We start from the raw sequence: 421 nt of genomic DNA on the forward strand, positions 1-421 counted from the left end.
ACTGGCTGAAGAAGTCCGACCTCGCGGTGACCTTCCTCGACCGTTACGGCAACCCGATCGGCAGCCGCGGCATCAAGCATAATGACTCGATCCCGCTGGAAGATTTTCCGGACAATCTGATCAAGGCCGAGCTCTACGAGCGCTATTCCACCTTCATGGACCGCTTCTATGTCGGCCGCTGGAAGCGCTGGGTGTTCATCGAGCCGCTGTCGGAAGCCGCAACGCTCGGGCTCGGCGGCATGATCCTGATGCTGACGCTCGCGATTCCGGCCTTCCGCGAGACCGCTGACGAGGACTGGCTGAAGAAGTCCGACCTCGCGGTGACCTTCCTCGACCGTTACGGCAACCCGATCGGCAGCCGCGGCATCAAGCATAATGACTCGATCCCGCTGGAAGATTTTCCGGACAATCTGATCAAGGC

General features: G+C 60.3%; 1 protein-coding gene. It reads left to right on the plus strand.

Translation table 11 applies throughout. The annotated features are described in order from the left end of the window. On the plus strand, positions 1 to 421 hold a 421-nt coding region (locus D0N36_RS19290; RefSeq protein ID WP_199798379.1), incomplete at both ends, for a hypothetical protein.

It is taken from the genome of Hymenobacter lapidiphilus (assembly GCF_003417065.2).
In the GTDB taxonomy this organism is placed as follows: domain Bacteria; phylum Bacteroidota; class Bacteroidia; order Cytophagales; family Hymenobacteraceae; genus Hymenobacter.